The 24,518-nt window shown below is 64.3% G+C and carries 25 protein-coding genes and 1 tRNA gene; 20 read left to right on the forward strand and 6 right to left on the reverse strand.

Annotated elements, in window-relative coordinates:
- Positions 1–113: 113 nt before the first annotated feature.
- From rpmI to ACK4FJ_RS17580, 6 genes are all read left to right on the forward strand, one after another.
- A complete protein-coding gene (gene rpmI / locus ACK4FJ_RS17555) occupies positions 114–314 on the forward strand; it encodes a 50S ribosomal protein L35 (RefSeq protein WP_409768029.1) in 201 nt (66 codons plus the stop codon).
- Between the two features lie 18 nt (positions 315–332).
- A complete protein-coding gene (gene rplT, locus ACK4FJ_RS17560) occupies positions 333–701 on the forward strand; it encodes a 50S ribosomal protein L20 (protein ID WP_409768030.1) in 369 nt (122 codons plus the stop codon).
- A gap of 114 nt (positions 702–815) precedes the next feature.
- Complete coding sequence (pheS, locus tag ACK4FJ_RS17565) at positions 816–1,898, forward strand: phenylalanine--tRNA ligase subunit alpha (RefSeq protein ID WP_409768031.1); 1,083 nt, start codon at positions 816–818, stop codon at positions 1,896–1,898.
- Positions 1,895–4,297 carry a phenylalanine--tRNA ligase subunit beta gene (gene pheT / locus ACK4FJ_RS17570; RefSeq protein ID WP_409768032.1) on the forward strand — a complete coding sequence of 801 codons (2,403 nt, stop codon included), beginning with the start codon at positions 1,895–1,897 and terminating at the stop codon, positions 4,295–4,297. The genes pheS and pheT overlap by 4 nt, the downstream gene beginning before the upstream one ends.
- A gap of 14 nt (positions 4,298–4,311) precedes the next feature.
- Positions 4,312–5,991 carry a hypothetical protein gene (locus ACK4FJ_RS17575; protein ID WP_409768033.1) on the forward strand — a complete coding sequence of 560 codons (1,680 nt, stop codon included), beginning with the start codon at positions 4,312–4,314 and terminating at the stop codon, positions 5,989–5,991.
- Between the two features lie 103 nt (positions 5,992–6,094).
- Complete coding sequence (locus tag ACK4FJ_RS17580; RefSeq protein WP_409768034.1) at positions 6,095–7,165, forward strand: tartrate dehydrogenase; 1,071 nt, start codon at positions 6,095–6,097, stop codon at positions 7,163–7,165.
- Between the two features lie 25 nt (positions 7,166–7,190).
- Here the strand turns inward: ACK4FJ_RS17580 and ACK4FJ_RS17585 are convergent, their stop codons facing one another.
- Positions 7,191–7,475 (reverse strand): hypothetical protein, encoded by a 285-nt coding sequence (locus ACK4FJ_RS17585; RefSeq protein WP_409768035.1) that lies wholly within the window; start codon positions 7,473–7,475, stop codon positions 7,191–7,193.
- A gap of 73 nt (positions 7,476–7,548) precedes the next feature.
- Between ACK4FJ_RS17585 and ACK4FJ_RS17590 the strand changes: the two genes are divergently transcribed.
- On the forward strand, positions 7,549–8,388 hold the full coding sequence (locus ACK4FJ_RS17590) for a universal stress protein (RefSeq protein ID WP_409768036.1): 840 nt from the start codon (positions 7,549–7,551) through the stop codon (positions 8,386–8,388).
- A 19-nt stretch (positions 8,389–8,407) separates the two neighbouring features.
- Here the strand turns inward: ACK4FJ_RS17590 and ACK4FJ_RS17595 are convergent, their stop codons facing one another.
- The gene (locus tag ACK4FJ_RS17595; protein ID WP_409768037.1) at positions 8,408–8,614 is read right to left on the reverse strand and encodes a hypothetical protein; all 207 of its coding nucleotides are present in this window, start codon (positions 8,612–8,614) and stop codon (positions 8,408–8,410) included.
- A 312-nt stretch (positions 8,615–8,926) separates the two neighbouring features.
- Between ACK4FJ_RS17595 and ACK4FJ_RS17600 the strand changes: the two genes are divergently transcribed.
- Positions 8,927–9,403: a PaaI family thioesterase gene (locus tag ACK4FJ_RS17600; RefSeq protein WP_409768038.1), complete on the forward strand. Its 477-nt coding sequence runs from the start codon at positions 8,927–8,929 to the stop codon at positions 9,401–9,403.
- 25 nt (positions 9,404–9,428) lie between these two features.
- A complete protein-coding gene (gene lepA, locus ACK4FJ_RS17605) occupies positions 9,429–11,234 on the forward strand; it encodes a translation elongation factor 4 (RefSeq protein WP_409768039.1) in 1,806 nt (601 codons plus the stop codon).
- A gap of 7 nt (positions 11,235–11,241) precedes the next feature.
- Here lepA and ACK4FJ_RS17610 read toward each other — a convergent pair whose 3' ends face one another.
- Positions 11,242–11,553: a hypothetical protein gene (locus ACK4FJ_RS17610; protein WP_409768040.1), complete on the reverse strand. Its 312-nt coding sequence runs from the start codon at positions 11,551–11,553 to the stop codon at positions 11,242–11,244.
- Between the two features lie 100 nt (positions 11,554–11,653).
- Here ACK4FJ_RS17610 and ACK4FJ_RS17615 point away from each other — a divergent pair.
- The 8 genes from ACK4FJ_RS17615 to ACK4FJ_RS17650 all read left to right on the forward strand — a co-directional run bounded on the left by ACK4FJ_RS17615 (position 11,654) and on the right by ACK4FJ_RS17650 (position 18,130).
- Positions 11,654–11,744, forward strand: a tRNA-Ser gene (locus ACK4FJ_RS17615).
- A 144-nt stretch (positions 11,745–11,888) separates the two neighbouring features.
- On the forward strand, positions 11,889–12,698 hold the full coding sequence (locus ACK4FJ_RS17620; RefSeq protein ID WP_409768041.1) for an aspartate dehydrogenase: 810 nt from the start codon (positions 11,889–11,891) through the stop codon (positions 12,696–12,698).
- A 95-nt stretch (positions 12,699–12,793) separates the two neighbouring features.
- Positions 12,794–13,816: a thiamine pyrophosphate-dependent dehydrogenase E1 component subunit alpha gene (locus tag ACK4FJ_RS17625; RefSeq protein WP_409768042.1), complete on the forward strand. Its 1,023-nt coding sequence runs from the start codon at positions 12,794–12,796 to the stop codon at positions 13,814–13,816.
- Complete coding sequence (locus ACK4FJ_RS17630; RefSeq protein ID WP_409768043.1) at positions 13,807–14,766, forward strand: alpha-ketoacid dehydrogenase subunit beta; 960 nt, start codon at positions 13,807–13,809, stop codon at positions 14,764–14,766. The genes ACK4FJ_RS17625 and ACK4FJ_RS17630 overlap by 10 nt, the downstream gene beginning before the upstream one ends.
- A gap of 111 nt (positions 14,767–14,877) precedes the next feature.
- A complete protein-coding gene (locus ACK4FJ_RS17635) occupies positions 14,878–15,927 on the forward strand; it encodes a DctP family TRAP transporter solute-binding subunit (protein WP_409768044.1) in 1,050 nt (349 codons plus the stop codon).
- 129 nt (positions 15,928–16,056) lie between these two features.
- Positions 16,057–16,536 carry a TRAP transporter small permease gene (locus ACK4FJ_RS17640; protein WP_409768045.1) on the forward strand — a complete coding sequence of 160 codons (480 nt, stop codon included), beginning with the start codon at positions 16,057–16,059 and terminating at the stop codon, positions 16,534–16,536.
- Positions 16,533–17,816 (forward strand): TRAP transporter large permease, encoded by a 1,284-nt coding sequence (locus ACK4FJ_RS17645; RefSeq protein ID WP_409768046.1) that lies wholly within the window; start codon positions 16,533–16,535, stop codon positions 17,814–17,816. Before ACK4FJ_RS17640 ends, ACK4FJ_RS17645 begins: the two co-directional genes overlap by 4 nt.
- A gap of 14 nt (positions 17,817–17,830) precedes the next feature.
- Positions 17,831–18,130: a YciI family protein gene (locus ACK4FJ_RS17650; RefSeq protein WP_409768047.1), complete on the forward strand. Its 300-nt coding sequence runs from the start codon at positions 17,831–17,833 to the stop codon at positions 18,128–18,130.
- A gap of 19 nt (positions 18,131–18,149) precedes the next feature.
- Here ACK4FJ_RS17650 and ACK4FJ_RS17655 read toward each other — a convergent pair whose 3' ends face one another.
- Both ACK4FJ_RS17655 and ACK4FJ_RS17660 read right to left on the reverse strand, forming a co-directional pair.
- The gene (locus ACK4FJ_RS17655; RefSeq protein WP_409768048.1) at positions 18,150–18,743 is read right to left on the reverse strand and encodes a carboxymuconolactone decarboxylase family protein; all 594 of its coding nucleotides are present in this window, start codon (positions 18,741–18,743) and stop codon (positions 18,150–18,152) included.
- A gap of 10 nt (positions 18,744–18,753) precedes the next feature.
- On the reverse strand, positions 18,754–20,418 hold the full coding sequence (locus ACK4FJ_RS17660) for a long-chain fatty acid--CoA ligase (protein ID WP_409768049.1): 1,665 nt from the start codon (positions 20,416–20,418) through the stop codon (positions 18,754–18,756).
- Between the two features lie 157 nt (positions 20,419–20,575).
- Here ACK4FJ_RS17660 and ACK4FJ_RS17665 point away from each other — a divergent pair, with 157 nt between their 5' ends.
- From ACK4FJ_RS17665 to ACK4FJ_RS17675, 3 genes are all read left to right on the forward strand, one after another.
- Complete coding sequence (locus ACK4FJ_RS17665; RefSeq protein ID WP_409768050.1) at positions 20,576–21,862, forward strand: aromatic ring-hydroxylating dioxygenase subunit alpha; 1,287 nt, start codon at positions 20,576–20,578, stop codon at positions 21,860–21,862.
- A gap of 2 nt (positions 21,863–21,864) precedes the next feature.
- A complete protein-coding gene (locus ACK4FJ_RS17670; RefSeq protein WP_409768051.1) occupies positions 21,865–22,368 on the forward strand; it encodes an aromatic-ring-hydroxylating dioxygenase subunit beta in 504 nt (167 codons plus the stop codon).
- Positions 22,369–22,496: 128 nt separating this feature from the next.
- Positions 22,497–23,642 (forward strand): glycosyltransferase family 9 protein, encoded by a 1,146-nt coding sequence (locus tag ACK4FJ_RS17675; RefSeq protein ID WP_409768052.1) that lies wholly within the window; start codon positions 22,497–22,499, stop codon positions 23,640–23,642.
- On the opposite strand, the gene ACK4FJ_RS17680 is transcribed toward ACK4FJ_RS17675, so the two are convergent.
- Positions 23,630–24,409: an IclR family transcriptional regulator C-terminal domain-containing protein gene (locus ACK4FJ_RS17680; RefSeq protein ID WP_409768053.1), complete on the reverse strand. Its 780-nt coding sequence runs from the start codon at positions 24,407–24,409 to the stop codon at positions 23,630–23,632. The genes ACK4FJ_RS17675 and ACK4FJ_RS17680 overlap by 13 nt on opposite strands.
- Positions 24,410–24,518: the final 109 nt, after the last annotated feature.

Here is a 24,518-nt window from a genome sequence, read left to right on the forward strand (position 1 = left end):
CTTGCCAAGTGCCGGCCCGGCCGCTACAACCCCGCCCTCGTATCGGGTGTTCCGGCTCAAAAGGGCTGCCGTGTCCACCCAGAAGATCACTCCATACCGTCGGAGGTTATGAAATGCCCAAGATGAAGACCAAAAGCGCGGCCAAGAAGCGCTTTAAGCTCACCGCGACCGGCAAGGTCAAGCGGGCGCACGCCGGCAAGCGTCACGGCATGATCAAGCGCACCAACAAGCAGATCCGGAATCATCGCGGCACCGCCGTGGTGTTCGAAGGCGATGCGCGCAAGATCGTCAAGAACTACCTGCCGAACGATTGAGCTTAAGGAGATACTGACATGGCACGTGTAAAGCGGGGCGTCACCGCCCATGCCCGCCACAAGAAGGTCCTGAAGCTCGCCAAGGGCTATCGTGGCCGCAATTCCACCGTCTTCCGCGTCGCGATCGAAAAGGTCGAAAAGGGACTGCAGTATGCGTTCCGCGACCGTCGCGCCAAGAAGCGCAATTTCCGCTCGCTGTGGATCCAGCGCATCAACGCCGCTGCCCGCGAGCAGGGTCTGACCTACGGCCGATTTATCAACGGCCTCGCGCTCGCCGGCATCGAGGTTGACCGCAAGGTCCTCGCCGATCTCGCCGTGCACGAGCCCGAGGCTTTCAACGCCCTGGTGGCGCAGGCCAAAGCGGCCCTGCCTGCCTCGGCGGCCTGATCGGCCCGCGTTCGCCCAACTCAATTCAAGCGACCGTTTGCGAAGGGGGCCGTCATTGCGGCCCCCTTTGTTTTTGTCCACGCTGTCGCTGATCCGTGCGTTGAAAGAGGAAGCATGACCGAGATCGCCACGCTGGCAGCCGAGTCCGAAAAGGCCGTGGCTGCGGCTCCGACGCTGGAAGCCCTGGAAGAGGCTCGCCTTGCCGTACTTGGCAAGAAGGGCTGGCTCAGCGCCGCGCTGAAAGACCTGGGCGGCCTGTCGCCCGACGAGCGCAAGGCGCGCGCCCAGATGCTCAACGAGGTGAAGGATCGCCTCGGCGGCACCATCGAGGCGCGCAAGGGCGTGCTGGCCGATGCCGCGATCAACGCGCGGCTGGCGGCGGAAAAGCTCGACATGACGCTGCCGCTGAGCGACAGCCACGAAAGCCAGGGCCGCATCCATCCGGTCAGCCAGGTGATCGACGAGATCACCGAGATCTTCGCCGCGATGGGCTTCTCGATCGCCGAAGGTCCGGATATCGAGGACGACTTCCACAATTTCACCGCGCTGAATATCCCGGCCGAACATCCGGCGCGGCAGATGCAGGACACTTTCTATCTGCCGAAACGCGACGACGGCGAGCAGATGGTGCTGCGTACCCATACCTCGCCGGTGCAGATCCGCACCATGCGCTCGGGCCCGCCGCCCTATCGCATCGTCGTGCCGGGCCGCACCTATCGTTCCGACTACGACATGACGCACACGCCCATGTTCCACCAGATCGAAGGTCTGGTGATCGACCGCGACATCCATATGGGCCATCTCAAGGGCGTGCTGGTCGAGTTCTGCAAGGCCTTTTTCGAGACCGACAACGTGAAGATGCGTTTCCGTCCCAGCTATTTCCCCTTCACCGAACCCTCGGCGGAAGTCGACATCAACTGCTCGCGCGAGGGCGGCGTGCTGCGCGTGGGCGAGGGCGATGACTGGCTGGAAATCCTCGGCTCCGGCATGGTGCATCCGCGCGTGCTGCAGCATTGCGGCCTCGATCCGAACGAATGGCAGGGCTTCGCCTGGGGCATGGGCATCGACCGCATCGCCATGTTGAAATACGGCATCCCCGATCTGCGCGCCTTCTTCGATGCCGACCTGCGCTGGCTGAAGCATTACGGTTTCGTGCCGCTGGATGTGCCCACTCTGGGCCAGGGGGTGGCGCGATGAAATTCACGCTCGCCTGGCTGAAAAGCCATCTCGACACGAATGCCTCGCTCGACGAGATCGCCGCGAAGCTCACCGCCATCGGCCTCGAGGTCGAGGGCATCACCGATCCCGCCGCCGTCTTCGCCCCCTTCGTGGTGGCCGAGGTGAAGAAGGCCGAGCCGCATCCCAATGCCGACAAGCTGCGGGTTTGCGAGGTCTTCACAGGCAAGGAAACCCTGCAGGTGGTCTGCGGCGCGCCGAATGCGCGCGCGGGCATGAAGGGCGTCTTCGCGCCGGTCGGCTCCACCGTGCCGGGCACGCAGTTGCTGCTCAAGGCTGCCAGCATCCGCGGCGTCGCCTCCAACGGCATGCTCTGCTCCGAACGCGAGATGGGCCTGACCGACGAGCATACCGGCATCATCGACCTGCCGGCCGACGCACCCACCGGCGCGCCATTCGCCGCCGTGATGGGTCTCGACGATCCGATGATCGAGATCAAGCTGACGCCCAACCGCGGCGACTGCCTCGGCGTGCGCGGCATCGCGCGCGATCTGGCCGCTGCCGGGCTGGGCACGCTCAAGCCGCTCGAGATCAAGCCGGTGCCGGGCCAGTTCAAAAGCCCGATCAATGTGCGCCGCCAGTTCACGCCCGAGAATGACCGCGCCTGCGCGATCTTCGCCGGCCGTCTGGTCCGCGGCGTGAAGAACGGCCCGTCGCCGCGCTGGCTGCAGCAGCGCCTGAAGGCCATCGGCCTGCGCCCGATCTCGGCTTTGGTCGATATCACCAATTTCTTCACCTACGATCTCGGCCGTCCGCTGCATGTCTTCGATGCCGCCAAGGTGAAGGGCGACATCCAGCCGCGCATGGCCAAGGCGGGCGAGAAGCTGCTCGCGCTGGACGGCCGCGAATACGCGCTGGACGAAACCATGTGCGTGATCGCCGACGACAATGGCCCCGAGGGCATCGGCGGCATCATGGGCGGCGAGCATTCCGGCTGTTCGGAAGCTACCACCGACGTCTTCCTCGAATGCGCCTGGTTCGATCCGGTGCGCATCGCCACCGCGGGCCGCAGGCTCGGCATCCATTCCGATGCGCGCCACCGGTTCGAGCGCGGTGTCGATCCGGCCATGGTGCGGCCCGGCATCGAGCTGGCGACGCAGATGATCCTTGATCTGTGCGGCGGCACGCCGTCGGAGGTGGTGGTGGACGGCACCGAGCCCGACTGGCGGCGCAGCTTCACCCTGCGGCCCTCGCGCCTGCAGGGCCTGGTCGGCTTCGATTTGGCCATCGCGGAGCAGACCCGCATCCTCACGGCGCTCGGCTTCACCGTCATGCCGGCGGGCGACGCGCTCGCCGTGGCACCGCCTTCGTGGCGCCCCGACATCGACGGCGAGGCCGACCTGGTCGAGGAAATCGCGCGCCTGCATGGCTTCGAGGCGATTCCCGCCGTGCCGCTGCCGGTCTCGCGCGCCGTGCCGCAGCCGGCGGTGAATGCCGGCCAGCGCCGTGCCCGCATCGTCCGCCGCGCGCTGGCGGCGCGTGGCCTAGTCGAGGCCGTGACATACTCTTTCATCAAGCGCTCGGAAGCCGAAGTGTTTGGCGGCGGCCAGCCCGAACTGCTGCTGGTCAACCCGATCTCGGCCGACATGGATGCCATGCGGCCCTCCACACTGCCGGGTCTGATCGCGGCGGCGAAGCGCAACATGGATCGCGGCATGATGGATGTCGCGCTGTTCGAGCTGGGGCCGCAATATGCCTCGGCCGCGCAGGATGGCCAGGCCCTGGTTGCCGGCGGCATCCGCCGCGGCCAGACCGGCCCGCGCCACTGGCGCGACAAGCCGCGCAATGTCGATGCCTATGACGCCAAGGCCGATGCCATCGCCGCACTGGCCGCCGCCGGTGTGGCGGTCGAGTCGCTGATGGTGATGGACGGTGCGCCGGATTATTACCATCCCGGCCGCTCGGGCACCTTGCGCCTCGGCCCCAAGACGGTGCTGGCCGCCTTCGGCGAACTGCATCCACGCACAATCCAGGCCATGGACATCAAGGGGCCGCTGGTGGGCTTCGAGATCTATCTCGACCGCATCCCGGCCAGCCGCGCGAAGACCAAGGCCAAGCCGGCGCTCAAGCTGTCCGAGCTGCAGGCGGTGGACCGCGATTTCGCCTTCATCGTCGATGCATCCGTGGCGGCCGAAACGCTGCTGAAGGCCGTGCGCGGTTCCGATAAGGCGCTGATCGCGCGCGCCAGCGTGTTCGACGTCTTCGCCGGTCCGGGTATTCCCGAGGGCCGCAAGTCGCTGGCCATCACCGTGCGGCTGGAGCCGACCCAGCAGACGCTGACCGATGCCGAGATCGAAGCCGTGGCGAAGAAGATCGTGGCTGCGGCCGAGAAGGCCTGCGGCGCGACGTTGCGGGCCTAGGCGCCGGGCGCGGCATGCTGATCCTTGGCGTTCATTCCGGTTGGGCTGACGCCGGGGCGGCGGTCTTCGACGATTATGCGCTGCTGGCCGCCGTGCCGCTGGCGCGGCTGACCGGCATGCCGCGCGACGGCGGGCGTCTGCCCATCGAGGCCATCGTCGAATGCCTCGACATCGCCCAGGTCCGCGCTGATGAGATCGGCGCTTTGTCGCTGTCGCAGGGCGTCTTCCCCGGCCGCTATTTCGGCCAGCTCTCGCTGCCGCGCCGGCTCGGTCGCGGCTTGCGCCAGATGTTCGGCCGCGACACGCCGATGAACCTGAGCGACGAGATGCGCCGCCATGGCCGAGCGGCCGCCGGCCTGCTCGATATGCCCCTACTGCTCGACGATCTCGGACTCAACCGCAACATCGCGGTGCATGTGCATCGCGACCATGCCGCCCAGGCCCTGCTGGCGCTGGCCGAGGCCGAATGGGACAGCGGCCTGGTCTTCACCGCCGGCGAACAGGGCTGCAGCGCGCAGGTGCTGAAATACGGGCGCCTCGCCGCATTGTTCGACGACGAAGGCGAGTCCGCCGCGTTCAATCCCGGCCGCCTGCTCGACCTATGCGTCGATGTGCTCGGCCTGCCCGATGCAGCCACGCTGTTCGCACTGGCTGCCCATGGCGAGCCGATGCTGGGCCAGGCCTTCCTCGCCCATCTGCGCGTCGACGATGCCGGCCGCATCGACGCCGATTTCACTGCCGAGGGCGGCATGCAGCGCTGGCTGCGCCGCCTGGTGGGCGAACAGCCGCCGGCGCTGGTGGCATCCTCGCTGGTGTTTGCGCTGGCCAGCCTGTTTTCCCAGGCGATCACTGCGCTGATGCGGCGGCACGAGTTGCGCCATCTGGCTTTGGGCGGCAGCCTGTTCGCCGATCCGCGCCTGGTGCACATGATCGGCCAGGCCCTAGATCTGCCCGGCCCGCCGGCCGCCCTGTCGCTCTATCCGCGCGCCTCCAATGCCGCCCTGCCGCTGGGCGGTGTGCTCGACCTGCTGCTGCAGCGCGATGGTACAGCCGCATGGCTGCAGAAACGCCAGCCGTTGTCGCGCGCGGCCTGGGGCCGCGATTACGGCGCCGATATCGATCCGGTGCTGGGCAATGCCGGCTGCCGGCTGGTGAGCCACGATCCGGTGCGCGCCGCTGCCGCCCTGCTCAATGCCGGCAAGCTGGTCGCCTGTTACGATGGCCGCGCCTATGGCGCCGATGGCGGCGCGGCGCGGGTGGTGCTGTTCTCCGGCGCCAATGCCGGCGCGACGGCTGCGGCGAACCAGCGGCTGGACCGGCCTGGCTGGTTGCCGCCCTCGGTTTATGTCCCCGAGGTCGGCCTCGGCCTGCTCTGTCCCGGCCTCGATGCCGCACAGGCCCAGGGCGGCGTCGCGGCCCTGCCGGCGCCGCGCTGGCAGCAGACCCTGCATGCCGCCTTGCTGCCCGATGGCCTGGTGGTGCCCGTTGCGGTCGATGCGCGGCAGCAGCCCTTGCTGGCCGACCTGCTCGCGGCCTATGCCAACCTGAACGAATGGCCGGCCCTGCTCGGCCTGCCGATGCAGGCCGGCTCTGCACCGCCGGCCGATGCCCCGGCCGAGGCGCTGCAGCTGCTGCAGGATGGCCGCGTGGATTACATCGTCACCGACAACGCGGTTTGGGAACGCGGGATCTGAAGCGACGCCGCCAGTCATACCTGTAGTGCATCTGGTGCTCTCCACGTTGCGCCGCTGCCACTGCCGCCTATACTCATGGCCTTATCCAAAGACAGGAAACGTCATGAGCAAAACACACAGGATCGCGGTCATACCCGGCGACGGCATCGGCAAGGAAGTAGTGCCCGAGGGCCTGCGCGTGATGGACGCCGCCGCGCGCCGCTTCGATATCGGTTTCGCCTTCGATTCCTTCGACTGGAGCTGCGACTACTACCTGAAACACGGCAAGATGATGCCGGACGACTGGAAGCAGAAAATCGGCGGCCACGATGCTATCTTCTTCGGCGCCGTGGGCTGGCCCGAGAAGGTGCCCGATCACATCTCGCTCTGGGGTTCGCTGATCCAGTGGCGTCGCGAATTCGACCAGTATGTGAACCTGCGCCCCGTGCGCCTGATGCCGGGCGTACCGTCGCCGCTGGCCAACCGCAAGGTGGGCGACATCGATTTCTATGTCGTGCGCGAGAATACGGAAGGGGAGTATTCCTCCATCGGCGGCCGCATGTTCGCCGGCACCGAACGCGAATTCGCCATCCAGGAAACCATCATCAGCCGCATCGGCACGGACCGCATCCTGAAATTCGCCTTCGAGCTGGCGCAGAGCCGGCCGAAGAAGCATCTCACCTCGGCCACCAAGTCGAACGGCATTTCGATCACCATGCCCTACTGGGACGAGCGCGTGGCCGAGATGCAGAAGAACTATCCCGGCGTGAAGGTCGACAAGTTCCATATCGACATCCTCACCGCCCATTTCGTGCAGCATCCCGACTGGTTCGACGTGGTGGTGGGGTCCAACCTGTTCGGCGACATCCTCTCCGATCTCGGCCCGGCCTGCACCGGCACCATCGGCATCGCACCCTCGGCCAACCTCAACCCCGAACGCAAATTCCCCTCGCTGTTCGAACCCGTGCATGGCTCGGCGCCGGATATCGCGGGGCGTGGCATCGCCAATCCGGTGGGCCAGATCTGGTGCGGCGCCATGATGCTGGAGCATCTGGGCCATAAGGACGCGGCCGCGGCCGTTATGAAAGCCATCGAAGAGGTGCTGGAAGCCGGCCCGCGCACGCCCGACATGGGCGGCCAGGCCAATACCACCGATGTGGGCAAGGCCATCGCCGAAGCCGTGGTGAAGGGGTGAGTTTCTGATGACCGTCATGCCCGGATCAGGAAATGTTTTCTGGCCGGGCACCGACGCTTTCTTGCTTTTTTCTGAAGCGCTGAAACGTGAATGACGGGTATTTCTGCCCGGCCGTGTTTATTCGACCATTGCGTCCCATCACATCCGCCATCCCATTCGCAGCGGTATTATGATCCACGCTGCTACGGCATGCTGCAGTCTCAACGGTATCATGATCCGTCCCGTCATTGGTTTCTTCATCACCGGGCAAATGTTCGCGCACAAAATTGTGTCTTGGCGCGCGATTGGAAGCCTTTTTGACCTGCGTCAACCTCGTCTGGCCTGCCGCGTGTTATCGACGCCACGCATCTTTGATGAGAGCGAAAGAACGAGGCAGGGAGCAGATGATGGCATTGCAATTGCTGGTACCGGTAATCACCTATCAGGCCGGAAATGCCGATAAGCTGATCGATAACGTCACTGGTATAGCGAAATATCTTGCAGCAGATGTGCATGCCCTGGTCCATGTGCCGGATTTTCCGCCCGTGGCAAGCGCACTTGGCAACATGATGCTCGATGTGCCGTCGATGGTCCGTGACGTGAAGACGGATTGCCGCGCGCGCGCAAGAGTCCTGGTTGAAGTAATCGGCCAGGCGCTGGCGGGACAAAAATTGCAGTTCCGGACCACGGAAGTCGTGTGCTTTCCGCCGGAGTTCGGGGATGTGACGGCGGTGCATGCGCGATATCACGATCTGGTTGTCGTGGACCTGGACACCAGCGCATCGGCCCCGGGCGCGGCGGAGGCGATCATCTTCGGCTCGGGCAAGCCGACATTGCTGGTTTCCGACAAGGTGGAGAAAATCGACTTCGGCCATGTGATGATCGCGTGGGACGGAACGCGTGCCGCATCCCGTGCGGTGACGGATGCCGCCCACTTTCTCCAGCGCGCGACGAAGGTCACCGTCGCCACGGTGACGGAGGAGAAGCAGTTGCCGAGTGACGATCCGAATGCCCGTCTGGTGGATTATCTGTCTCGCTGGGGGATTCCGGCGCAGACCATCAATGTCGGCGGCGGCAGGTTCAACCCCGTTGCTAAGCTGCTCCAGGACAAGGCCAGGGAACTCGGTGCCGGCCTGCTGGTCATGGGCGGCTTCGGTCATTCCAGGGTGCGCGACTTCGTCCTGGGCGGCGCCACGAACGGCATCCTGAAAGACCTGCAGGTTCCGGCCCTGCTGTCGCACTGAAGGCGAGCGCGGGGCGACTTTAGTCCAGGCTCCGCGCCAGCCGCCATTCATCGGCGATCCGCGCCCGGCGGCGCAGCAGCGCCTTGTAGGTTTCCGCCTCCTGCGGGTTCAAACGCGGCCGCCGGCCCAGATGGGCGGCCAGCGCCCGGCATTCTTGCTCGCAGATCGCATATTCGCGGCCCAGCTCGTCGGCGGGATGGGGTGCGGGCGGCAGGGCAGGGGGCATGAGGACGTCTCCGGGGATCAGGATTGAAATGTACGCTCTTTGTTCTATCTGAACAAGGGCTGATCGGTGGTGAAGCGATTCTGCATCCCAAAAATCCGATTCAATAGAAATCAATGGTTTACACTATCAAAACCATCGCAAAACGACGCAAAACCTTCGCCGCCTGCCGCGAAATGGCGCCATTGCGCGCAGGAGCGCCGGCCGGCGGTGTGGCTGCATCCGAAAGCCGCGCAAAACGGCCGGCCTTGTCGGGGACTGCTCCGCTGCGGCCTGCGTTGCCGCCCATCATGGCGGATGCTACAACCCCCGCCCATGAGCGCACCCCCGATCACCGACCAGCCGGCAGCGGCCCCCGCCGGCATGAAGAAGCTCGACCTGCTGGCCGGCTTCATGGAAACCAACGGCCCGCTCTGGGGTCGGCTGGACGAGGCCGATGGTCTGCCGGTGATGGGTTTCCGCGTCGAGCTGCGCCACTGCAACCCGATGCAGATCTGCCATGGCGGCATGCTGATGACCTTCGCCGACATGCTGCTGGGTTTCACCGTCTCGGTCGCGGCCGGCGGCAAGAAGTTTCTGCCCACGGTGCAGCTTGGCGGCGATTATGTCGGGCCGGCGCCGCTGGGCGCCTGGGTCGAGGGCAAGGGCCGTCTGATCCGCATGACGCGCAACCTCGGCTTTTCCGAATGCCTGATCACCGCCGATGGCGCGCCCTGCCTGCGCGCATCCGGCATCATGAAAATTCCGTCTCAGGAATCCCGCGAGGGCAATGTCCTGAGCCTGTTCCGCTGAAACACGCGCTGGAAACGAGTCCGCTGTGGCCACCGACCTGTCCCTGATCCGCAACTTCTCGATCATCGCCCATATCGACCATGGCAAATCGACTCTGGCCGACCGCCTGATCGAGGCCTGCGGCGCGCTGGAAAAGCGCGAGATGAGCGAGCAGATCCTCGACAGCATGGACATCGAGAAGGAGCGCGGCATCACCATCAAGGCGCAGACCGTGCGCCTGAACTACAAGGCCAAGGACGGCAAGACCTACGTGCTCAACCTGATGGACACGCCCGGCCATGTCGACTTCGCCTACGAGGTCAGCCGCTCGCTCGCCGCCTGTGAAGGCTCGCTGCTGGTGGTCGATGCCAGCCAGGGCGTGGAAGCGCAGACGCTGGCCAACGTCTATCAGGCACTCGACGCCAACCACGAAATCGTGCCGGTGCTGAACAAGATCGACCTGCCGGCGGCCGATGCCGACCGCGTGAAGCAGCAGATCGAGGATGTGATCGGCCTCGATGCATCCGATGCCGTGCCGATCTCGGCCAAGACCGGCATCGGCATCGATCTGGTGCTGGAAGCGCTGGTCAACCGCCTGCCGGCACCCAAAGGCGACCGCGCCGCGCCGCTGAAAGCTTTGCTGGTGGATAGCTGGTACGATGCCTATCTGGGCGTCGTGGTGCTGTTCCGCGTGATCGACGGCACGATCAAGAAGGGCATGAAGATCAAGTTCATGTCGTCGGGCGCTGTGCATCTGGTGGAACGCGTCGGCGTCACCACGCCCAAGAAGGTTATGGTGGACGAACTCGGCCCCGGCGAGATGGGCTTCTTCACGGCGGCGATCAAGGAAGTGGCCGATACCAGCGTCGGCGACACCATCACCGACGAGAAGCGGCCGGCCGCCGAGGCGCTGCCGGGCTTCAAGCCCTCGATCCCCGTGGTGTTCTGCGGCCTGTTCCCGGTCGATGCCAGTGCCTTCCCCGAACTGCGCGAAAGCCTGGCCAAGCTGCGGCTGAACGATGCCAGCTTCCATTTCGAGATGGAAAGCTCGGCGGCGCTCGGCTTCGGCTTCCGCTGCGGCTTCTTAGGCCTGCTGCATCTGGAAATCATCCAGGAGCGGCTGGAGCGCGAATTCAACCTCGATCTCATCACCACCGCGCCCAGCGTGATCTATCACGTCTACAAGACCGACGGCACGATGGAAGAGGTGCATAACCCGGCCGACATGCCCGATCCGATGCTGATCGACCATATCGACGAGCCGTGGATCAAGGCCTCCATCATGGTGCCGGACGAGCATCTGGGCGCCATCCTTAAATTGTGCGAGGAAAAGCGCGGCCGTCAGATCGAGCTCACCTATGTCGGCAACCGCGCCATGGTGATCTACCGCCTGCCGTTGAACGAGGTGGTGTTCGATTTCTACGACCGGCTCAAGTCGGTCAGCCGCGGCTATGCCAGCTTCGACTACCAGATGGATGGCTACGAGCCGGGCCAGCTGGTGAAGATGACCATCCTGGTCAATGCCGAGAATGTCGACGCATTGGCCACCATCGTGCATTCGGCCCGCGCCGAGACGCGCGGGCGGCAGCTCTGCGAGCGGCTGAAGGAACTGATCCCGCGCCAGATGTTCAAGATCGCGATCCAGGCCGCCATCGGCGGACGCATCATCGCCCGCGAAGACATCTCGGCCCTGCGCAAGGACGTGCTGGCGAAATGCTACGGCGGCGACATCAGCCGCAAGCGCAAGCTGCTGGAGAAGCAGAAAGAGGGCAAGAAGCGCATGCGCAATGTGGGCAATGTGGAGATCCCGCAGGAAGCCTTCATTGCCGCGCTGAAGATCTCGGACAACTGAGCGGTTTTTAGGCCAGGGCTCCGAAGCGCTGGCGCCGTTTCGGCGGCTGCCGGCGGAACAGGATCAGCAGCACCAGGCCCAGGCCGCCCAGCACGAGGCCGGCCGGCGCGGCCAGGATCGCCACCATGGCGGGGTCCCACACCACGGGCGGCAGCAGGCTCTGCAGCAGGGCCGGACCCTCGGGATGGAAATGCATCCAGAAGTCGCGCAGGCTGATCAGCATGAGCCGGCCGCTTTCCAGCCAGCGCAACCCGTCGCCACCCAGTGCCAGCATCGCCAGCGCCAGCAGCAGCCAGCCCAGAATCCGTCCCAGCAGCACGATGCTCCCCCTGGTGAATCCGCCCGTCGGCCCAAGACTTTACGCCGTCCCGTGGGCCGATTGCAAATTCGTGTCCGGCGGGTATAGTGCCGGCCGCGCCGGAGGGATGGCCGAGTGGTCGAAGGCGCACGCCTGGAAAGTGTGTATACCTCAAAAGGGTATCGTGGGTTCGAATCCCACTCCCTCCGCCAGCCACCTGCTGCCGCCGTTCGATCCCTCAAGGGCAACGCGCAGCCGTCATTCGTTCTAACCGGGCCGGATGCCTCTCAGCCAAGGCTGGGCATGCCATTGGGTGCGCCATCGACACGGCCTTCCGGGAACGTTAAACCGGTCGCATGACATTGCGGCTCGGCCTTATCGGGTATGGCGGCATCGGACGGTCGATCCTGGCCGCCTGGGCGCAACGGCCCATCGATGGTCATGACATGATCGCCTTGCTGGTGCGGCCATATCAGCTTGCAGAGGCGCAGCAAGCCTGGCCGGGCCTGGCGGTGGCCGACAGCCTCGCCGATTTCCTCGCGCATCGGCCCGATATCATCATCGAGGCGGCCGGCCAGCCGGCGGTGCGCGAAACCGCCGAAGCCGCTCTGAAGCAGGGTTGCCACTATTACATCATCTCGACCGGCGCGCTCGCCGATGCGGCAATCCGCACGCGTATCCTGGAACTCGCAAATGCGGGCACGGGACGTCTGGTGATTCCGGTCGGCGCCACGGCGGGCCTCGATGGCCTGCTGGCGATGCGCCAGGACGGTTTGCACAGCGTCACCTACACCTCGACCAAGCCGCCGAAGGCCTGGAAAGGTACGCCGGCGGAACAGGCTTTCGACCTCGAAGCCATCGCAGCGCCCACGGTGATCTTCTCCGGCCGTGCCGACGAAGCGGCGTTGCGTTATCCCAAGAATGCCAACCTCGCGGCGACCGTCGCGCTGGCCGGTCTGGGCTTCGAGCGCACGCAGGTGAAACTGGTGGCCGATCCCGCCGCCACCGGCAATACCGGCTGCATCGAGGCGGAAAGCACATCCTCGCGGCTCACCGTCACCGTGTCGGGGCGCAGCAGCGCGGCCAACCCAAAAACCTCGGCGATCACCGGCATGAGCGTGCTGTCCGCCCTGGAGAACCGGCAGGCGCGGCTGACTTTCGGCTGAAGTTTCGCGTTTTGCGCGCCCGCGCCAATTGATCACTGTACGATCCATTGCTACGGTCGGGACCAACAAGAACATAAAATCCCGAGAACAGGCCCGTGAACCCACCCAATATTCCGGCAGCCGAGCTGCTGGAGCTCTATCGCATGATGTGCCGCATCCGCGCCTTCGAGGATGCCGCCGAGGAAGCCAGCAAGGGCGGCGTTGCCGCCTTCGGCCAGCAGGCCGCCGGCCAGGCGCATGTGCGTGGGCCGCTGCATCTTTCCACCGGGCAGGAAGCCGTGCCGGCCGGCGTGTGCCGACACCTCCGCGCCAGCGACTATCTCACCTCCACCCATCGCGGCCATGGCCACACGCTGGCCAAGGGCGCCGATCTCGAACGCATGATGCACGAGCTGTTCGGCAAGGCGACCGGCTTCTGCGGCGGTCGTGGCGGTTCGATGCATATCGCCGACTTTTCAGTTGGCATGCTGGGCGCCAACGGCGTTGTTGCCGCCGGCATTCCCATTGCGCTGGGCGCGGCGCAGTCGATCAAGATCCGTAAATTGGATGCCATCGCCGTCACCTTCTTCGGCGATGGTGCCATCAATCGTGGCCCCTTCGCCGAAAGCCTGAACTGGGCCGCGGCCTTCCAGTTGCCGATCCTGTTCGTCTGCGAGGATAACCAGTGGTCGGCCACCACCAAGACCGGCGCGATGTCGGCCGGCGAAGGTGCAGCGGCGCGCGCGCGCAGTTTCGGCATCGAGGCCGCCGTGGTCGATGGCAACGATGCCGGGGCCGTATCGGAAACCGCGCGGCAGATGATTGCCGATATCCGCGCCGGCAAAGGGCCGCGCCTGCTGCATGCCCGCACCTACCGCTTCAAGGGCCATGTCTCGGTCGATCCCGCCGTCTATCGCGATCCGAAGGAACTGGAGGCGGCACTGAAATCCGACCCCCTGCTGGTGACAGCGGCGCAACTGCGTGCTCATGGCATGGACCATGCCGGGATCGATGCGGTGATGCAGGCGGCGCGCGATGAAGTCGCCGCCGCGATCAAGACCGCTCTGCGGGCGCCATGGCCGCAGACGGATGCAGCCTTCTCGCATATCCAGGATACGGGAGCGGGACAATGGCTGTGATGAGCTATGCCGCTGCGGCGGCTGCCTCCCTGAACGATGCCATGCGTCGCGATGCGACCATCGTGGCGCTCGGCGAGGATGTTGGCCGGGGCGGCATCTTTGGCCAGTATGCCGGTCTGCAGCAGGCTTTCGGATCCGACCGCGTGATCGACACGCCGATCTCGGAAGCCACCATCATGGGCGCCGCCGTCGGCATGGCGCTGACCGGCCTGAAGCCGGTGATCGAACTGCGCGTGATCGACTTCGCGCTCTGCGCCATGGACGAGATCATCAACCAGGCCGCCAAGAACCGCTTCATGTTCGGGGGCCAGGGCCGCGTACCGGCCGTGATCCGCATGCCCATCGGCATCTGGAGCGCGTCAGCCGCCCAGCATTCGCAGTCGCTGGAAGGCTGGTTCGCCCATGTGCCGGGCCTGGTGGTGGTGGCGCCTTCCACGCCGCAGGACAATTACGGCCTGCTGCAGGCCGCGCTGCAATGCGGCGATCCGGTCACCTATTTCGAGCATAAGGAACTCTGGGCATTGCAGGGCGAGGTCGATCCGGCCGCCGCCATACCGCTCGGCAAGGCTGCCATACGCAGGCCGGGCAAGGATCTCAGCATCATCAGCTGGAGCAAGGCGGTGCATTGGTCGCTGGAAGCAGCCGATACCTTGGCCGGCGAGGGTATCGACGCCGAAGTGATCGATCTGCGCACGCTCTGGCCCTGGGATCGCGAAGCCGTCTTCGCATCCGCAGCGAAAACCGGCCGCGTGCTGGTGGCGCATGAAGCGATCCAGGTGGCCGGTTTCGGCGCGGAAATCGCGGCGACTTTGGCTGAAGCCGGCAACGTCAGGGTGGCGCGGCTGGGCGGATTGCGCGCTCCGGTGGGTTATGCCCCGGTGCTGGAAGCGGAAACGCGGGTCACGCCGGCGCGCATCGCGGCGAAGGCGCGCGAATTGCTTGCGCGATGAGCAGGGCAGGAAAGCGGCAGATGCGTCGCTCCGTATCCATCCCATCTTGGCGCGCCACACGGAATGCTGTATTGGCTGAACAACAAAAATAAACACTGGAGGAAACAGACCATGGATCGTCGTTCGCTGCTCAAGGCCGGTCTTGCCGGCACCGCTCTTTTCGCCGCGCCCGCCATCATCGGCCGCAGCGCCTATGCCAGCAATTACAAGCCGGAATACAAGCTCTCCACCGTGGTCGGTTCGGCCTTCCCGTGGGGCAAGGGCGGCGACATCTGGATCGAGTTGGTGAAGGAGCGCACCCAGGGCCGCATCAACATCAAGATGTATCCCGGCGTGTCGCTGGTGAATGGCGACCAGACCCGTGAATTCACCGCGATCCGTCAGGGCGTGATTGATCTCGCCATCGGCTCGACCATCAACTGGTCGCCGCAGATCAAGCAGCTCAACCTTTTCTCGCTGCCCTTCCTGGCGCAGGACCATGCCGGCCTCGATGCCATGGTTCAGGGCGACGTGGGCAAGGAGATCATGGCCCTGGTCGAGAAGAACGGCGTGATGCCGCTGGCCTGGGGCGAGAACGGTTTCCGCGAGGTCTCGAATTCCAAGCACGAGATCCGCAAGCCGGCCGACATGAAGGGCTTGAAATTCCGCGTCGTCGGTTCGCCGATCTTCAACGACACCTTCACGGCGCTCGGTGCCAACCCGACGCAGATGAGCTGGGCCGATGCGCAGCCGGCGCTGGCGTCTGGCGCGGTCGAGGGTCAGGAGAATCCGCTGCATGTCTTCACGGCGGCCAAGCTCAACACGCTGGCGCAGAAATTCGTCACGCGCTGGGGCTATGTGGCCGATCCGCTGATCTTCGTCGCCAACCAGGATGTGTGGAAGTCCTGGAGCGCCGACGACCAGAAGATCGTGCGTCAGGCCGCCATCGATGCCGGCAAGCAGGAAATCGCCATTGCCCGCAAGGGTCTCACCGCCAGCGACAGTTCCTTTGTGAAGGAAGTCGAGGCGCTGGGCGTGAAGGTCACCGAGCTGACTGCTGCCGAGAAGGATGCCTTCAAGCAGGCGGTCAAGCCGGCCTACGATAAGTGGGTGCAGCAGATCGGGCCCGATCTGGTGAAGAAGGCCGAGACTGCCGTCGCCGCCTCGCGCAAGAAGGCCTGATCGGCGCGGCAAGTGGCGCAGGCCGGAAGCGGGGCCGGGATTTCCCGGCCTTTGCTTTTCCGGCCGGCCGCCGCCGGTTGCCGGTATGGGGGAAGTAGCGTGCAGGAAACCTCGAAACCAGATCCATTGATGCCGCCCCAGCCGCAGGCACGCGGCCGGCTGCGCTGGGAGGACTGGGTCGGTGCGGCCGTCATGCTGCTGCTGGCGGCGATCACCTTCGCCAACGTGATCGCGCGCTATTTCACCAACCAGTCCTTCGCCTGGACCGAAGAGATTTCCATCTCGCTGATGGTGATCCTCACCATGGTGGCGGCCAGCGCCGCCGTGGCGCGCGACCGCCATATCCGCATTGAGGCGTTTTTCGAACGCGGCTCGGCCGGCCGCCGCCGCATGCTGGCTTTGATATCAGCGGCCGCCACGGTTGTTGGTTTTGTCATCCTTACCGCGCTGGCGGCCCGCTTTGCCTATGACGATTACCGCTTCGACGTGACCTCGCCGGGCATCGGCATACCGCAATGGTGGTACAGCGTGTGGCTGCCGGTGTTGTCGGCGGCCATTGTTGTCCGCGCGGCGCAGGTCTTTTGGCGCAAGTGGCGGGCGAAAGCATGATCGGCTTTTCCATCTTCGCCGTCTTCGTCGTGCTGATGCTGGCCGGTGTGCCGATCGGCGTGGCGCTGATGCTGGGCGGCGCGCTCGGTATCTGGCTGGCCGATCTGGGCTTGATGTCGCTGCCGAACAACTTCTATGCCGGCATCGCCAAGTATCCGTTGCTGGCCCTGCCGATGTTCGTGCTGGTCGGCGTGATCTTCGAAAAATCCGGTGTGGCCGCGCGGCTGGTCAATCTCGCCATCGCCATCGTGGGCCGCAAGCCCGGACGGCTGCCGCTGGTGGCCATCGCGGTTGCCATGCTGCTGGGTGGCATATCCGGTTCCGGCCCGGCCACGGCGGCGGCCGTGGGCGGCGTGATGCTGGCGGCCATGGCGCGATCCGGCTACCCGCCGGCCTATTCCGCCACCGTGATCGGCTCCGCCGCCGCCATAGATATCCTGATCCCGCCGTCCATCGCCTTCATCGTCTATTCGGTGCTGGTGCCGGGCGCCTCCGTGCCGGCCCTGTTTGCGGCCGGACTCATTCCGGGCCTGCTGGCCGGTGTCGCCCTGATGATACCGGCATACTGGCTGGCCAGGCGGCATGGCTTCGGCCTGGCCGACAGGGATCAGTCGCGACCGCCCTTCTGGCCGTCGCTGCGCGCGGCAAGCTGGGGCCTGGCCGCGCCGGTGCTGATTCTGGGCGGCATGCGCATGGGCTGGTTCACACCCACCGAGGCCGCCGTGGTGGCAGTGGTCTACGGCCTGTTCGTCGGCATGGTGATCTATCGCACGATCAGGATGAAGGAACTGCTCGATATCCTGGTCGATGCGGCCGAGACCTCGGGCATCATCATGATCGTGGTAGCGCTGGCCAGCATCTTCGCCTATGCGGTCAACACGCTGGGCATCGTCGATCCGATTGCCCGGGCCATCACCGGCAGCGGCCTGGGGTCCTACGGCACGCTGGCGATGATCGTGGTGGTGCTGCTGTTCGTCGGCATGGTGCTGGATGGCATCTCGATCTTCCTGATCTTCCTGCCGATCCTGCTGCCTATGATGCGCGCCTTTGCCTGGGACCCGGTCTGGTTCGGCGTGCTGCTCACCTATATGGTGGCCATCGGTCAGTTCACCCCGCCGATGGCGGTGAACCTGATGGTATCGTCCAAGCTGGCCGGCGTGCCGATCGAGCAGACCACGCGCTGGGCCGGTTGGTTCGTGCTGGCGATGATGCTGGCGCTGGTGCTGCTGATCGCAATGCCCCAGATCGTGCTGTGGCTGCCGCACAGCCTGGGTTACTGACAGACGAGGCGAGCATGCTGTTCTGCTTCTACAATCTCGATAAGCCAGGCGCGGCCGACCTGCGCCTGAAATGGCGGCCTGTGCACAAGGATTATCTGGCGAAGGTTGCCGACCGCATCGCCTTTGCCGGACCTTTGCTGGCCGACGATGGCACGACGATGCAGGGCAGCCTGCTGGTGATCGATTTCCCCGACCGCGCCGCCGCCGAAGAATGGCTGCGGCACGAGCCATTCACGCAGAATGGTGTCTATGCCTCGGTATCGATCCGGGCTTATGCCAATCTGTGGCCGCAGAAGGTGGGCTTCCCCGCCTGAGCCCTATTCCCGATCTGATCTATTCTCGGTGTTTGGCCGGCTGCCAGCCGGTATGGGCCAGGTTTCGGCTGCCGGCATCCACGCCGATATCCTCCAGCGTGGTGGCCATGGAATCATTCCACCGGTTGAGAAAGCCGAACAGGGCGATCACGCCCATGATCTCGACGATCTCGTCATCGGTCCAGTGTTTGCGCAGGTTGGCCTGGATCTCCGGCGTCACGGCAGACGGCACGCAGGCAGCCGCCAGCGCGAAATCAAAGGCAGCGCGTTCGGCATCGGAAAAATGCGGACTGGTCTGGTATTCCCAGATCGTCGCCAGCCGTTCCGGCGTCGCGCCAAAGCGTTCGGCGGCCAGGATGGTATGCGCCTCGCAATAGCGGCAACCGGCAGCGTGAGAGGCGACATAGCCGATCAGGCGCTTCTGTTCCGCAGTGACGCGTCCGCCGTTTTCCATCACGGCTTGGTTCAGCGCCGTGAAGGCGCGCGCGATGGCCGGCCGGCGCTGCATGGTCAGCACGCTGTTGGGCACCACGCCCAGCGGGCCGCGAAAGAACTGGATCAGATCGACCAGCTCCGGGTTATGGTCTTCGGGCAGGGGCGGGACGAGCGGCATGGTGATTCCATCAGTTTGATGCAGTGCTGCGTTCCTGGTCCTGCAGCACGCGCCACAGGATCTTGCCGGTGGCCGATTTCGGCAGCGCATCAGCGAACACCACCACGCGCGGCACCTTATAGGCGGCCATGCGGTCGCGGCACCAGGACTGAATCTCTTCCGCCGTCAAATTCTTCGCATCGTCCTTCGGTACGATCACGGCCTTCACCGTTTCGCCGCGATGGGCATCGGGCGTGGCGATGATGCAGACCTCGCGGATGCCGGGATGGGCGTACATCATCGCCTCGATTTCGGTCGGCCAGACCTTGAAGCCCGAGGCGTTGATCATGCGTTTCAGCCGGTCGACCAGGAAGAAATAGCCTTCCTCGTCGTAATAGCCCAGATCGCCGGTGCGGAAGAACCGTTTGCCGTCGCGCTCGAAGAACACCGCCGCCGTTTCGGCCGGCCGGTTCCAGTAACCCAGGAATACCTGCGGCCCGGCCACCACGATCTCGCCGGTTTCGCCCGGTCCCAGTTCCTGCAGGGTATCGGGGTTGACCACGCGGGAATCCACGTCGAAGACCGGAATGCCTAAGCATTGCGGGCGGGGATTGTCGACCGGGTTGATATGCGTGGCGGCAATAGTCTCCGACAGGCCATAACCCTCGATGTAATCCAGCCCGGTCAGTTCCTTCAGTTTCGCCGCCACTGCCTTCGGCATCGGCGCACCGCCGCCGCCGATGCCGGTCAGGCTGGAGAGGTCGTATTTGCCGATGGCCGGATCGGACAGGAAGTCGATGCACATGGTGGTGATGTTGCGCCAGTGCGTCACGCGGTGGCGCTGGATCAGTTCGGCCGCCACCCTTCGGTCCCAGCGCGTCATCAGCACCAGCGTCGCGCCGTTGAACAAGGGCGCGTTCATCGAATTCTGCATGCCGGTGACATGGAACAGCGGCAGGGTGACAAGCTGCACGGATTCCGGCGTCGCCGGGTTCCAGGCGATTGAGCCGAACAGCGTGGCCGTCACGCCACGTATGTTGTGCAGGCAGCCCTTCGGCGCGCCGGTGGTGCCCGAGGAATAGGGCAGCACGCACCAGTCGTCATGACTGGCTTGGTGCGGCGAGGCGGCGAGATGCGCCGCCAGCGCATTGCTCCATGATGTGGCGCCGGGCGTGTCGAAAGCCGTTCGTGCCACAGCCACCACATCGGGCAGGGGCAGGTCGGTCGGCGCGGTGACGTAATCCCCATAAGCCGCCACCACGGCATGCTGCAGATTTTCGCCCAGCAGCGGCTGCACGAAGCCCAGCAGTTCCTGGCCGCAGATCACCGTGGTCGCGTCGGTATCGGTGGCGATGTGGCGCAGCTCTTCCGTCTTGCTCATCGGATTGACCGGCACCACCACGGCGGTCAGCCGCTGGATCGCGTAATAGGCGATCACGAATTGCGGACTGTTCTGCATATACAGCAGCACGCGGTCGGCTTTCTTCACGCCGCAATGCTGCTCCAGCCAGCCGGCCAGCCGGTCGATATGGTGTTTCAGCTCGGCATAGGACAAAGCCGTGCCGTAATAGAGCAGGGCCGGTTTGCGCGGAAAGCGGCGGGCGGAAATCTCGATATTCTCGTACAGGCTGGTCTCGGGCAGGGTCAGGTGTTTAGGTACGCCCTTGGGCCAGACCGTGTAATGCCGGTCGAACATGGTTTTCCTCCCTGACGGACCGGTATCGTCGGGTGTTTTGCCGCATAATTCAATCGGTTACCTTACGGAAGCCGAATGAGGGAAACCCATTGACGGACGCCGACGCCGGCGCGAATATATTTGCAAATACAAATAAATTCCGTGTCGGGAGGATCGCATGACCATGCATGCCGAACTGTGCCAGCCAGTGGCACCGGATACTCTGCCGCGCTGGGACGGCACGGGCTCCAGCCGCGTGCCCTACTGGGCCTATACCGATCCGGCCGTGTATCGCCGCGAGCTGGAGCGGTTTTTCCATGGCGGCGGCCATTGGTGCTACGTCGCGCTGGAAGCCGAGCTGCCGAAACCGGGCGATTACAAGCTGTCCCATGTGGGCGAGCGGCAGGTGATCGTGGTGCGCGACCGCGATGGCAGCCTGAATGTGGTGGAAAACCGCTGCGCCCATCGCGGCGTGCGTTTCTGCCAGAAACAGCGCGGCAGCGCACGCAGCTTCGTCTGCCCCTATCACCAATGGACCTACAAGCTGAATGGCGATCTTGCCGGCCTGCCGTTCCGCCATGGCGTGAAGAAAGACGATGGCAGCGTGCAGGGCGGCATGCCGGAAGATTTCGACCTGAAGCAGCATGGCCTGACCAGGCTGAAGGTCGCCACCTATAACGGGTTGGTCTTTGCCAGCTTCTCGCCCGATGTGCCCGCGCTGGAGGAGTACTTCGGCCTGGACGTGATGCCCTGGCTGAACCGCATCTTCGATGGCCGCAAGCTCACCATCCTCGGCACTAACCGCCAGCGCATTCCGGGCAACTGGAAGCTGATGATGGAAAACATCAAGGATCCCTATCATCCGGGTCTGCTGCACACCTGGTTCGTCACCTTCGGCCTGTGGCGCGCCGACCAGCAGTCGCGCATGGTGATGGACAGGGAAGGCCGCCATGCGGTGATGATCTCGCAGCGCAATGCCGGCGGCGAGGTGAAGGCGGTCACCGAGGGTGTCACCAGTTTCAAGAAGGACATGGCGCTGAACGATCCGCGCCTGCTGGACGTGGTGCCGGAATACTGGTGGAACGGACCGACGGTAACGATGATCACCCTGTTCCCCAGCGTGATCATCCAGCAGCAGGTCAATTCGCTGTCCACCCGCCATATCGTGCCGGCCGGCCCCGATGCCTTTGATTTCATCTGGACACATTTCGGATTCGAGGAAGACGACGAGGCGATGACGCGCCGCCGCCTGCGCCAGGCTAACCTGTTTGGTCCGGCCGGCTTTGTCTCGGCCGACGATGGCGAGGTGATCGAATTCTCGCAGGACGGTTTCCGCCAGAATGGCGGCGATGCCAGCACGATCTGCGAGTTGGATGGGCGCGCCGCCGGTCCTGCGCCCCATATGGTGACCGAAACGCTGATCCGCGGCATGTATGGCTACTGGCGCAAGGTGATGGAGATCTGATCATGCCGATGCGGGCCCATGCCATCGCGCTTTCGATCCTGGAATCGCAGTATCGCGTCGACCAGTTCAATGCCGATTATGCCGATTGTCTGGATCGTGGCGATTTCGACGCCTGGATCGCCATGTTCACGCCCGATTGCCTGTACAAGGTGATCCCGCGCGAGAATTTCGATGCAAGCCTGCCGCTTTGCACCATGGCACTGGAAGGCCAGGGCATGCTGAAGGATCGCGCTTACGGCATCACCAACACGCTGTTCCATGCGCCCTACTACCAGCGCCATGTGATCGGCACGGCGCGCATCCTGTCCGATAACGGGGATGTCATCCATGCCTCGGCGAATTATGCCGTGTTCCGCACCAAGCCCGGTTCGGTCTCGGAGGTCTATAATGTCGGGCGGTATGTCGACCGCTTTGTCTATGGCGAGAAGGGTGGGTTGCTGCTGGAAGAGCGGTTTTGCGTGTTCGACAGCGAATTGATCCTCAATTCGCTGATCTATCCGATCTAGGCCGCTTGTCATAACCTGGAAAAGCGTATAATCGCGATTCCAATCTGGTTGGGGCATACGGTCTAGTCATGATAGGGCATCGGAATGGTCGCGTGGCTCGTCCGCCAAGGCGCTGGCCTGTTCTGCGTTTGGCAGATGCAGCCGCCCGGCTATTTTCCGCGGCAGGGCCTCGTAATGTTGTGCTACTGGTTCGCACTTTTGGGATTGGTGATGCCCTGTTGTTCCGTTTGCTGCTCGAGTCCTATAAAGCAGCGTTAGTACCGCCGGGTATGCGTTGCATAATTTTGGGTGCCACTGACTGGCAACCCGTAATAGCCGATTTCTTTGCAGGAGAAACGGTTATTCTAGTCGATCAGAAGCGGTATGCGCGGCGCTTTTTTTACCGGCTTCGGTTTAATGTCATGCTGCGCCGACTTGGCGTGGCGCGCGCAGTTTGTCCAGTCTATCGTCGCAATCCCATCGTCGCCGACGCCATGGTGGCGGCCACAGGCGCGCCTGAGCGCTGGGTGATGGAGCCTGAGGTGCCACCCAAGATGCAAGTGGTTGCTGAATATTTTCGCAGTGGCATGACCCGCATTGTCGATTGTTCAGCCGAGGCGCCAAAGCATGAGATACAGCGACAACGCGATTTTATAGATGCACTTGCCCTGCCGGCTCATACATCGAACGACTCGCGCGTTGGCTTGAAAGATCTGCTGATGCCCCTTGACGATGTCGGTGATGCGGCTGGAGCAATCCTGATCAACTTGGGCGCCAGCTATGGTCCTCGTCGATGGCCGCTGGAAAACTGGTTCGAAGTGGCGGCGGCGCTGGCGGCGGAGGGGCGTCGGGTGCGTCTGGTTGGTGGGCCTGCCGAGCGCGATATGCTGTCCGCTGTTCTAGCTTGGCATTTGGCGCAAGCTGAGTTTATCCGTCGCCATATAGAGGTGGCGATAGGGGCCTGGAGTTTCACCGAGTTGGTGTCGCAGATTCTCAAGGCTTCTCTAGTATTATCTTCCGATACCGGTCCTGCCCATTTGGCCGCGTTGTTAGGCGTTAGGGTCATTGTGGTATTGGGGGGCGGTCATTTTGGAGAATTCTTTCCTTATCCCGGGCAACAGGCTTGGGCGCATGTGGCCGCTCTATGGCATCGTCGTGACTGTTATCATTGCAGCTGGGACTGTCCCTATATATCGGAGTCCACGCGCACCTATCCCTGTATCACTGATGTGACAGTGGCGGATATGATTGCTGCTACGCGCCGCGCACTGGTTGCGCCACTTCACAATACCTGATCTCGCAAGGCCTTCGCCGCCTGCAGCAGCAGGGGCAGGAAGCCGTCCTTCATCTGCTTTGGCGTGGCGCGTTCGATGCGGATGCCGATATTCAGCGCCGCCACCACGCGGCCGTCGAAGCGGCGCACCGGGACGGCCAGCGAGCGGAAACCCAGCTCGGTTTCCTGGTCGGCCAGCGCATAACCGTCCCGTGCCGTTTTCGCGATGATCGCCTGCAACTCGGTCTTACTCGTCACGGTCCTGGGCGTCAGACTCCGGATGCCGGCCGGTTGCGCGCCGCTGGCTGCCAGCAGCACACGCCCCAGCGCCGAGCAGAAAGCCGGCACGCGGAAGCCGATGCCTGGCGCCGACGACATGAAGCGCGGCGGCGAGGCATGTGCCACCATCACGGCAGACTCGCCATCCAGGATGGCCGCCGAACAGGCTTCGTCGGTAGCGGCGCATAACCGGCCGCAGGCCGTTTGCAATGCCGCCGCGTTGCCCGCCGTTCCGAGATAGGCCGAGGCGAAGCGCAGCACCTGCGGCGTCAGGCGGAACAGTTTGCCGTCGCTTTCCAGATAACCAAGCTGTTCCAGTGTGTAGAGTGCGCGCCGTGCGGTGGCGCGCGGCAGGTCGACGGCGCGGGCCACATCGCTCAGGCTCATCTGCGGCCGGCTGTCGTCGAAAGCGGTCAGCACACTCAGCCCCCGGGCCAGCGCTTCGAGGAAATCGGGGCTGCGGCCGCTCTGGGCGCGTTTTTCGGCATCGCTCTGGCGCAGTTTGGTCATGGTTTTCCCGTTGCCGGTACAAGTCTACTGGTTTAAAATCGCACATATGTTCGCTAGTCGGACATTGTCGGGCCTGTGGGAGGGTCCGTCAAGGCCGAAGCTGAGCCGG

The sequence above is a fragment of the Ferrovibrio sp. genome, from assembly GCF_046297595.1.
Lineage (GTDB): Bacteria > Pseudomonadota > Alphaproteobacteria > Ferrovibrionales > Ferrovibrionaceae > Ferrovibrio.

Excerpts from the sequence above, each read along its gene's own strand:
- ACK4FJ_RS17665 (WP_409768050.1), top strand. The coding sequence starts at position 20,576 with ATGACCATGCATGCCGAACTGTGCCAGCCAGTGGCACCGGATACTCTG.
- ACK4FJ_RS17620 (WP_409768041.1), top strand. The coding sequence starts at position 11,889 with ATGACATTGCGGCTCGGCCTTATCGGGTATGGCGGCATCGGACGGTCG.
- ACK4FJ_RS17600 (WP_409768038.1), top strand. The coding sequence starts at position 8,927 with ATGAGCGCACCCCCGATCACCGACCAGCCGGCAGCGGCCCCCGCCGGC.
- ACK4FJ_RS17680 (WP_409768053.1), bottom strand. The coding sequence starts at position 24,409 with ATGACCAAACTGCGCCAGAGCGATGCCGAAAAACGCGCCCAGAGCGGC.
- ACK4FJ_RS17650 (WP_409768047.1), top strand. The coding sequence starts at position 17,831 with ATGCTGTTCTGCTTCTACAATCTCGATAAGCCAGGCGCGGCCGACCTG.
- ACK4FJ_RS17645 (WP_409768046.1), top strand. The coding sequence starts at position 16,533 with ATGATCGGCTTTTCCATCTTCGCCGTCTTCGTCGTGCTGATGCTGGCC.
- ACK4FJ_RS17655 (WP_409768048.1), bottom strand. The coding sequence starts at position 18,743 with ATGCCGCTCGTCCCGCCCCTGCCCGAAGACCATAACCCGGAGCTGGTC.
- rpmI (WP_409768029.1), top strand. The coding sequence starts at position 114 with ATGCCCAAGATGAAGACCAAAAGCGCGGCCAAGAAGCGCTTTAAGCTC.
- ACK4FJ_RS17630 (WP_409768043.1), top strand. The coding sequence starts at position 13,807 with ATGGCTGTGATGAGCTATGCCGCTGCGGCGGCTGCCTCCCTGAACGAT.
- ACK4FJ_RS17640 (WP_409768045.1), top strand. The coding sequence starts at position 16,057 with ATGCCGCCCCAGCCGCAGGCACGCGGCCGGCTGCGCTGGGAGGACTGG.
- ACK4FJ_RS17670 (WP_409768051.1), top strand. The coding sequence starts at position 21,865 with ATGCCGATGCGGGCCCATGCCATCGCGCTTTCGATCCTGGAATCGCAG.
- ACK4FJ_RS17590 (WP_409768036.1), top strand. The coding sequence starts at position 7,549 with ATGATGGCATTGCAATTGCTGGTACCGGTAATCACCTATCAGGCCGGA.
- pheS (WP_409768031.1), top strand. The coding sequence starts at position 816 with ATGACCGAGATCGCCACGCTGGCAGCCGAGTCCGAAAAGGCCGTGGCT.
- ACK4FJ_RS17575 (WP_409768033.1), top strand. The coding sequence starts at position 4,312 with ATGCTGATCCTTGGCGTTCATTCCGGTTGGGCTGACGCCGGGGCGGCG.
- ACK4FJ_RS17595 (WP_409768037.1), bottom strand. The coding sequence starts at position 8,614 with ATGCCCCCTGCCCTGCCGCCCGCACCCCATCCCGCCGACGAGCTGGGC.
- ACK4FJ_RS17660 (WP_409768049.1), bottom strand. The coding sequence starts at position 20,418 with ATGTTCGACCGGCATTACACGGTCTGGCCCAAGGGCGTACCTAAACAC.
- rplT (WP_409768030.1), top strand. The coding sequence starts at position 333 with ATGGCACGTGTAAAGCGGGGCGTCACCGCCCATGCCCGCCACAAGAAG.
- ACK4FJ_RS17580 (WP_409768034.1), top strand. The coding sequence starts at position 6,095 with ATGAGCAAAACACACAGGATCGCGGTCATACCCGGCGACGGCATCGGC.
- pheT (WP_409768032.1), top strand. The coding sequence starts at position 1,895 with ATGAAATTCACGCTCGCCTGGCTGAAAAGCCATCTCGACACGAATGCC.
- ACK4FJ_RS17635 (WP_409768044.1), top strand. The coding sequence starts at position 14,878 with ATGGATCGTCGTTCGCTGCTCAAGGCCGGTCTTGCCGGCACCGCTCTT.